General features: G+C 25.9%; 7 protein-coding genes. All 7 read right to left on the reverse strand.

Annotated elements, in window-relative coordinates; translation table 11 throughout:
• Window positions 1-304 precede the first annotated feature (304 nt).
• Genes tig through GM111_RS07695 form a run of 7 tightly spaced genes read right to left on the reverse strand, consistent with a single transcriptional unit; the run spans window position 305 to window position 8,461 of the window.
• Window positions 305-1,579: a trigger factor gene (gene tig / locus GM111_RS07665; RefSeq protein WP_156300515.1), complete on the reverse strand. Its 1,275-nt coding sequence runs from the start codon at window positions 1,577-1,579 to the stop codon at window positions 305-307.
• A gap of 14 nt (window positions 1,580-1,593) precedes the next feature.
• Complete coding sequence (gene recJ, locus GM111_RS07670; protein ID WP_156300516.1) at window positions 1,594-3,267, reverse strand: single-stranded-DNA-specific exonuclease RecJ; 1,674 nt, start codon at window positions 3,265-3,267, stop codon at window positions 1,594-1,596.
• A gap of 2 nt (window positions 3,268-3,269) precedes the next feature.
• Window positions 3,270-3,644, reverse strand: coding sequence for a 30S ribosome-binding factor RbfA (rbfA, locus tag GM111_RS07675; protein WP_156300517.1), 375 nt, complete (start codon window positions 3,642-3,644; stop codon window positions 3,270-3,272).
• Window positions 3,645-3,656: 12 nt separating this feature from the next.
• A complete protein-coding gene (infB, locus tag GM111_RS07680) occupies window positions 3,657-6,344 on the reverse strand; it encodes a translation initiation factor IF-2 (RefSeq protein ID WP_156300518.1) in 2,688 nt (895 codons plus the stop codon).
• Window positions 6,345-6,926, reverse strand: a complete 582-nt coding sequence (locus tag GM111_RS07685) for a DUF448 domain-containing protein (protein ID WP_156300519.1) — start codon at window positions 6,924-6,926, stop codon at window positions 6,345-6,347.
• Window positions 6,889-7,977, reverse strand: coding sequence for a transcription termination factor NusA (gene nusA, locus GM111_RS07690; RefSeq protein WP_156300520.1), 1,089 nt, complete (start codon window positions 7,975-7,977; stop codon window positions 6,889-6,891). The genes GM111_RS07685 and nusA overlap by 38 nt, the downstream gene beginning before the upstream one ends.
• Complete coding sequence (locus tag GM111_RS07695; protein ID WP_156300521.1) at window positions 7,967-8,461, reverse strand: ribosome maturation factor RimP; 495 nt, start codon at window positions 8,459-8,461, stop codon at window positions 7,967-7,969. Before GM111_RS07695 ends, nusA begins: the two co-directional genes overlap by 11 nt.
• Window positions 8,462-8,755 lie beyond the last annotated feature (294 nt).

Here is an 8,755-nt window from a genome sequence, read left to right on the forward strand (position 1 = left end):
TCATACTAAAACTTCTTATACAATACTTAAAGATAGCGCAAACCCTAATAGAATTAAAACCTTATCTATTAAGAAATTAACTAATATTCTTAACAAAAGTTCTAATGGTCGGTTTAAACAGTCTAAATTCTTTAAGATAATTGATATTGTTTAAAAAATACATCATTTAGTGCTAATTTTGTTTTGTCTAAAATTTGATAACCTATCCAACTATATTTTTATTAATTTATACTTGACAAATCATAGTTGGTCTCCTCTTTCTATATAGTGGAAAACTAGACCTAAGCCTAGTTTCCCAAAGTTATTAATTATTTTCTAATAAGAATTCATTTACTTTTGCAAAGAATAATTGAGAGTTAATTTGTCCGAAGAATCTGTTTACTCCATCAGTTTTTTGTAATTCAACAGTTAATTGATCAACTGTCATTCCATACATTCCTGCTACTCTTTCTAATTCAGCATCAAATTCAGCTTCAGTTACTTCAATTCCTTCAACTTCAGCTATTTTTGATAAAATAAAGCTTGATTTAACACCTTTTTCAGCTCTTTCTCTTAAATCTTCTCTCATTTTATCAACTGTTTGCCCTGTCATTTGTAAATAAGTTTCTAAGTTCATACCCTGCATTTGTAATGTTTGAGCAAATCTTTCAATTTGAGCATTTACTTCTTGATCTACAGTTATAGCTGGTACTTCCATTGTAGTTGATTCAGTAATTGTTTCAACTATTTTTTGTAATCTTGCATTTGTTGCTTGATTTTCTTTGTTTGATAAAATGTTTCCTTTAATTGCATTTTTTAAATCTTCAACTGTATCAGAACCACTTGCTTTAGCAAATTCATCATTTAATTCTGGTGTAATTGCTTCTTCTAATCCATTTAATTTAACTTTAAACACTGATTCTTTACCTTTTAAGTTTTCTGCATGGTATTCTTCAGGGAATTTAACATTTACTTCAAATTCTTCTCCAACTTTTTTACCAACTATTTGTTCTTCGAATGTATCTATAAATGTTTTAGAACCTAATTCTAATCTATGGTTTTCAGCTTTTCCACCATCAAATGCTACTCCATCTACAAATCCTTCAAAGTTAATGATTGCTATATCACCTAATTTAGCTTCTTCTCTTTCAGTTTTTTCAAACTTTTTAGCTCTTTGAACCATTCTGTTAATTTCATTATCTACTTCTTCATCAGTTACAGTAACTTCTTCTGCTTTAATTTCTAACCCTTTATATTTTGGTAATTCAAATTCTGGGAATACTGCAACTTTTAAACTCATTTTTAATTGTTCTTCATTATAATCTAATGAAACTATTTGTAAATCTGCTACTGGTCTTACTTTTTCCTCTCTAATTAATGCTGTATATTCTGTTTTTAATACTTCATTGATTAATTCATCTCTTATTTCACTTTTAAATGTTTTTTCAATTACATCAGCTGGTACGTGACCTTTTCTAAATCCATCAACTTTAACATTTTTAAATTTTGATAGAATTGATTCTCTTAATGCTTTGTATTCTTGTCCTTTTTTTAATATTTCAAATGCTACTTCTGAACCTGCTAATTTTTCTAATTTCATTTTTCCTCCTAGTTTTATTCTATATCTTTTAATTTTAATCTAATTACTTTTTTCCCGATTAACTCAGGTGTATATATTATTTTATACAATTTATTTGAATTTTTCAAGTTTAATTTATGACTTAAATTATATCCAAGTATTTGTATTTCTTTACCATTTCTATATATATAAGCTTTAAAATGTTTATTATCAATTCCAAAAATCAGTATATTTCTAAATTTAATATTTTCATCATAGAAATTTGGTTCATTATTTGAAAGACCAAATGGTCCCAAATTATTTATTTCTATCATTTTTTTTGAAGTTAATAAATTTACTGGAAATTTAGCATCAATAATTATCTCGTCTTTTGATTTCTCAGTTAAATTTAAATTATACATTTTTTGTTTTATTTTATCTTTTATTAAATTTAAATTACTATTTGTAATTAAGAAGCCTGCTGCTAAATCATGCCCTCCAAAATTTATGAAATAGTCTGAAAATTCAGATATAAGTTTATATATATTTTTATTCTCAATACTTCTACACGATCCTTTACAATATCCATCTACTTTAGATACTATTATTACAGGAACTTTAAACTCTAAAGCTAATTTTGAAGTTATTGATCCCAAAACTCCTAAATTAATATCATTAATTTCATAATATATATAATTTAATTTTCTCAAATCTTTATTTTCTAAATATTCAATTATCTTATTATATATTCTACTTTCATAATTTTTTCTTTCAAAATTATATTCATACATCTCATTTAAAATCTGTGTGTTAATTTTTTCAGAATTAGAGGTTAAAAATTTTATTATTTTAAGTGGATCATCTAACTTTCCTATTGCATTAATAAGTGGTGAAATTCTATAACTAATATCATTTATTGAAATATATTCTGATTCAATTTTGAAATTATCCATTATCATTTTAAATGCTAATATTTTTGTTTTAGAAAAGTTTTTCAAACCTCTCTTAATTAAAAATCTATTTTCATCAATACATTCCATTACATCTGCAATAGTTGCAAGAGATATTAACTCACAGTATTCATATATATCTGAAATTGGCATCTCTGGTAATTTTGAATATATTGCTTGAACTAATTTAAATACTACCCCTGCACCAGAAAGTTCTTTAAAAGGATAATTTCCTGATTTTTTAGGGTTTATTTCTAACATTCCTTGTATATCTTTATTATTAAAATGGTGATCTGTAATTATCAAATCTACTCCCATAGCTTTTAATCTATCTATATGTGAAACTTCTCCAAAAGAATTATCTACTGAAATTATTAATTCAATATTTTTATTGGCAATATCTTCAAAGAAACCTTTATTTAAGCTATACTTAAAAATAGTTCTTGTAGGAATGTATATTTCATTATTTATATTTAATTTTTCAAATATTTTTGAAAGATATAACGAACCTGATATTCCATCAATATCATAATCTCCAAAAATTAATATTTTCTTTCCATTATTTCTAAATTGTAGAATTTTCTCCACAACTTCTTCCATATTATTTAATAAAAATGGATTATGTAACTGTTTATAACTTGGATTTAAAAAAGTATCCATCTCTTCTTTAGTATAAATTTTCTTATTTAATAATAAAGTAGTAATCAATTCATCCTTATTAAAAAGTTGCATTTTACTTTCTAAATAATCATTATCATAGAATATACTTTTCCATATCATGATTATTCCTCGCTATCTGATTTTACAGTTGCCATTGCATCTTTTAATAACTTAGAAATTTTTACACTATATTCTACACTATCATCTAGATGTATTCTAATTTCAGGTGTATATCTAATTTCTAAACTATCTCCAACAATTTTTCTAAAGAAACCTTTTAATTTATTCAATTCCTCTAATAATTTTTCTTTATTTATATTTTGTTTATAGTCTAAAATAGACATAATCACATCTGCATAACGTGCATCAGGTGATAAATTTACTGATTTAACCGTTACCAAGTTTCTAATTTTATCATTTTTAACATCAACTAATATAGCTGTACCAATGATTCTCGATATCTCTTTTTCTAAACCTCTTTTTCTTCTAATATTCATAACTTCCCCTATCTACATTTTTACTTGTTCTACAACAAATGCCTCTATTATATCTCCAGATTTTATATCATTAAAGTCTTTAATTCCTATTCCACAATCTTGTCCTACACTTGCTTCCTTAACATCATCTTTATATCTCTTAAGTGATGCAATTTCACCTTCATGTATGATTATACCATCACGTAATAATCTAATTTTAGATTGACGAGTAATTTTACCTTCAATAACTAATGATCCAGCTATATTACCAACATTTGATATTTTAAACACTTCCCTAACTTCTAGTCTTCCATTATATACTTCTTTATATTCTGGATCTAACATACCTTTCATTGCTTTTTCAAGATCTTCAGTAACATGGTATATTACATTATAGTTTCTTATTTCAACACCAGTTTTTTCAGCTTCAGTTCTTGCTGTATTTGTAGGTCTTACACTAAATGCTATAATAATTGCATTTGATGCAGCGGCTAACATTACGTCTCCTTCTGTAACTGCTCCTGCACTAGCTTGAATTATATTCATATTAATCTTATCATTTGATAATTTATTAATAGATTCTTTTAGTGCTTCAGCTGATCCTTTTGAATCTGCTCTTATGATACATTTTAATTCTTTTAATTGTTGATCTTCAAGTTCTTTCGATAAACTTTCAAGTGAAATATGTTTTTTCTTGTTAATTTCATCTTTTTTCTCATTCTTAAAGTCTTCAACTATTTTCTTAGCTTGTTTATCATTATTTACACAATATAATAAATCTCCTGCTTCTGGGATTTCATTAAACCCAGTTATTTCTACAGGTTGAGAAACCCCTGCTCTTGTTATTTTATTTCCTCTATCATCAAGCATAGATCTAACTCTTCCATATGATGTCCCTGAAACAAAAATATCTCCGATTTTTAATTCTCCTTCTTGAATTAAAACATCAGCTACTGGTCCCATTTGTAAATCAAGTCTTGATTCTACAACAACCGCTTTTGCTCTCTTCTTATGATTAGCTTTTAATTCCATAATTTCAGCTGTTAATAATATAGTTTCAAGTAATGAATCTAAGTTTAATTTTTGTTTAGCTGAAATTTCAACCATTTCAGTATTTCCACCCCATTCAGGTGAAATTAAACCATGCTCAAGTAATTCTTGTTTAACTTTCATTACATTTGCACCTGGTTTATCAATTTTATTAATTGCAACTATAATAGGTACATTAGCTTCTTTAGCATGTGAAATAGCTTCTATTGTTTGTGGTTTTACACCATCATCAGCAGCAACTATTAATATAGAAATATCTGTAATATTTGCTCCTCTTACCCTCATTTCAGTAAACGCCTCATGTCCAGGAGTGTCAATGAACGTTATTTTTTGACCATTCCATACAACTTGATAAGCCCCTATTCTTTGAGTAATTCCTCCAGCTTCTCCATCTATTACATGAGTATGTCTTAATGCGTCAAGTAATGAAGTTTTACCATGATCAACGTGTCCCATAATTGTTATAACTGGTGCTCTTAATTCTTTTTCTTCTTCTCTATCCTCAATTTCAAGGTTATATTTTTCTCCATAAGAAACTTCAACTACTTCTTCTTTTTCAACAATTACGTTATATTCTAAAGCAAGTTCTTCAGCTTCTTCAATATTTAATATTGCATTTGCAGTATACATTTTCCCTTGTAAGAAGAATTTTTTAATGATATCAGAAGAATTAATTCCTAATTTTTCTGCTAAATCTTTTATAGAAATTTCTTGAGGTAGAACAACTAGTCCAACTCCACCTTCTTCATCTCTAATTACTTCAGATTTTACAACTTTTTCTTTTTTCTTAACTTTTTTCTTTTTATCTTCTTTTCTAAAATCTTCACGTAATTCTTTTAATTTTCTTTCTTCTTCTTTAGTTTTTTTCTCATTTTCATATTTTTTCTTATCAAATTTAGATTTAACTTTAGAATTTTTACCTTTTACTTCATTTTCCATTGTAGGAATTTCAATAACAACTTCTTTCTCTTCTTTTACAAATGGTTTAGAGAATTTCTTATTATCATCATTTCTTCTATCTTTATTAAATGGTTTTCTTTCACCATTATTAAAGTCTCTACCATCTCTTTGAGGTCTATCATTTCTATTTCTATCCCTGTTATCTCTATTTTCTCTACCTTCTCTATTGTCTCTATCCTTGTTAAAATTACCTTTATTTTCGAAGTTAAATCTTTCTCCTCTAAAATTATTTCTTCTTTCATTTCCTTCTTTATCTGAGAAATCTTTCCCTTCTTTATTAAATGGTTTTCTTTCACCAAAATTTTGATTATTTCTTTTTTCAAATGGTTTTTTCTCTCCATTTTCAAAATTTCTTCTTTCACCAAAATTTTGATTATTTCTTTCAGTTCTCTCTACTCTATTTTCTCTGTTATTGTTATCTCTATCATTTCTAAATTTATTGTTTTTATTAAATTTATTATGATTAGCATTATTATGATTTCTATTATTATTAAATATCATTTTTTCGCCAATAACTTCTTCTTTTTTTACCTCTGGTTTCGAAACAGTTTTTTCAGCAGATTTTACAGGATTCAATTTATTTTGAATATCTTTTATTTCTTCATCACTTAAAGTAGATAAACTTAATTTTTCATAACCAAATGATTTTAATTTATTTATAAAATCATTAGTTGTCTCTCCAATTTTCTTAGCAAACTCATAAACTCTCATTTATTCCACCTCCATTTTATTTAGTATCCCTCTTACAACCTTTTTAGTTTTTACCCCTATTACTTTAACCTCACTTAAAAAGATTTTTTTTAAAGAATATTGTTTCTCAATAAATATTATATTTACATTGTTTAACTTAGCTACTTTTTTTAGTTTATTTACATGCTTTCCATTAATATCAGAAGGTATTATTAATAATTTAACAATAGAATCTTTCATTCCATCTAAATTCTCATCAATACCATAAACTAGATATTCTGAATTTTTTAATCCTTCTAATATTCTAAGTATATATTCATCTTTATGTTCTTTTGTTTCTTTTTTCTCGAAAAATTTTAATACTTTTTCAGCACCTTTCATTTCAACTTTAAATTTATTGAAAAACTTTTGAAATACTTCTAAATCTTTTTTTATATATTTCCCTCTTGTTTGAATATCTTGATTTTCATCAAAAACATACTCACCTTTATTATTTTCAACAAATCTTAATAAATTTTCTTTTTTATCATTATCTCTTGTAATAACACAAGTTCTAACAATAACGTTACTCTTGTTCTTCTCTCTCTTCTTCTCCAACTTCATCACTCGCCTCTATATTTACTCTTAATTTACATAGTTTACCAGCTAGTTTAGAGTTAACACCTTTTTTACCTATAGCAAGTGTTAATTGACTAGAATCAACTTCAACTTTAGCAACTATTTCATCATTATTTTTTACTATTTCAACTGAGAAAATTTCTGCAGGGTAAAGTGCGTTCTTAACAAATAATCTTTGATCTTCATTCCACTCTACTAATTCAATTTTTTCTCCATTTAACTCATTTATTATATTGTTAATTCTTATTCCATCTTTACCAATACAAGACCCTTTTAAATCAATGTTTTGATCATCTGAATAAAGAGCAACTTTTGCTTTAACACCTGGTTCTCTAGCTATATTTTTAATTATTATACTACCTGAAGCTACTTCTGGTATTTCTCTTTCAAATAATTTATAAATTAATCTATCATCAGTTCTTGTAATATCTACTTTAGGGAATTTTCCAGTTGTATCTACATTTCTAATATATGCTACTAATCTATCTCCAACTTGTATTTTATCAAGTTCTGTTAATTCTCTAAATGGAATTACTGCATCTAATCCATTCATACCAATATATAGATTACCATTTTCTTCAATTCTTCTTACAACTACATTTACCATTTGATGCTCTACAGCTTTTAATTGTCTACAAATTGATTCTTTTTCTTGCTCTCTTACATATTGAATGATTATTGATTTAGCTCTTTGAATAGCATTTCTATTAAACTCATCTGCATTCAATTCTATTTTTAAATAATCTCCAACTTTAATTCTTTTTTTGTATTCTTTAGCTTTTGTTAATGTTATTTCTGTTGTATCGTTATATACTTTAACTTCATCATCTATTATTAACTTTTCACAGAACATTTTTACATCTCCTGTTACTTGGTCTATTTCTATTTCAAGATTTTCTTGATCATTAAAATCTTTTTTATAGGCAGCAAGTAATCCAGTTTTTAATCTTTCTAATAACTCACCTTTTTGTATACCCTTTTCTTTTTCTAATTCTTCTATCGCATCTAAAAATGTTGCTTTATCTTTAGACTTCATTTTCAACATCCTCCTTAAATATTTTATCAGATAAATTAAACACTAGTTTTGCAACCTTAACTTTCTCTAATGGAATTACAATATTTTCAATTTGATCTTCCTTTAGTAAAATATTTCCATTTTCAAAATTTAGTAATATTCCTTCAAAACTTTTTTTATTTTCAATATTACTTTTTGTTTTAACACTAATTTTCTTTCCTGTAAATCTAACAAAATCTTTTTCTTTTTTTAGTTTTCTTTCAAGACCAGGAGTTGAAACTTCTAAATAGAATTTATCATCAATTAATTCATCAACAATTCCATCTATTTTTGTACTTAGCATAACACAGTCATCTAAACTTGTATTTCCAGTTTTTGACTCTACGTATATTCTTAAGAAATTGTAGCCTCCTTCTCTAACATATTCAATGTCTGCTAATTCCAAAGAATTTTCATCTAGATATGGCTGTATTTCTTTTTCAATCTTTAATAAAACTTCTTCCACACTCTATTCCTCCTTTATAATTAATATTAAAGAGTGGGTCACCCCACTCTCCTCTCAATTGTCATATTTCTACATATATATTAACATATTTTGAAGAAAAAATCAATATTTTTATACATTTTATCCTAAATTAAAATAGTAAGTGTCCAAAAGTTTAATTAAGCTAGATTTAATAGACACTCATAAACTTGATTAGATGTTAAAGCATTGAAAATTTTTCTTGGATAATTATTCATGAATGTTTCAATGTGTTTAACATCTTTTTTTGTTAAATGATCCATAGATACCCCTTTA

Origin of the sequence: Streptobacillus canis, assembly GCF_009733925.1 — a bacterium.
Classification (GTDB): domain Bacteria; phylum Fusobacteriota; class Fusobacteriia; order Fusobacteriales; family Leptotrichiaceae; genus Streptobacillus; species Streptobacillus canis.